Source organism: Paraburkholderia sp. J69-1, from assembly GCF_905220255.1.
In the GTDB taxonomy this organism is placed as follows: domain Bacteria; phylum Pseudomonadota; class Gammaproteobacteria; order Burkholderiales; family Burkholderiaceae; genus Paraburkholderia.
This window is the reverse complement of sequence record NZ_CAJMZG010000100.1, coordinates 1-457: the sequence shown is the minus strand read 5'-3', so window position 1 is coordinate 457 and position 457 is coordinate 1. Positions and strand designations below refer to the sequence as shown.

Annotated in this window: 1 protein-coding gene; it reads right to left on the bottom strand. The window is 58.6% G+C overall.

The window, feature by feature from the left end:
- Positions 1–457: hypothetical protein (locus U5A67_RS40560; RefSeq protein ID WP_321818848.1), on the bottom strand; the 457-nt coding region annotated here is incomplete at both ends.

Below are 457 nucleotides of genomic sequence, written 5' to 3'. Positions count from 1 at the left end.
AAGCGTCAGATCCTCCGTTGCGCTCGCATTCAGGTCATTACCCGTCTGGATAGCACCTGCGAGTGATAGATTCCGTCCAGCAACGAGGACCGTATCGTTCGCGACGCTCAACGTTCCCGAACCCGAAAGATCACGTCCGGCGTTCACCGAAGCATTGCCCGTCCCATCAACCTCAACGCTACTATTGAGCGCGACGTCCTGCTGCGCTGCGACAGTCAAACTTGAGCCGGAATGCAACGCGCCGTCGATCTGTACACCGGCCCCAGCGCTGATATCGATCGTCGACGGTGTCTCTATCGCGCCTCCAATGACGACATCGCCAGCCTTCGACGCGATCGCCGTAGCGCCACTGCTGTAAATCTCGCCATCAAGATTTACGCCGGCATAGCCAGCCGTCTCAAAAGCTCCCGACGTCGTCACATTACTGCTAACAGTCACCGTCCCCGCAGCGGCGTCT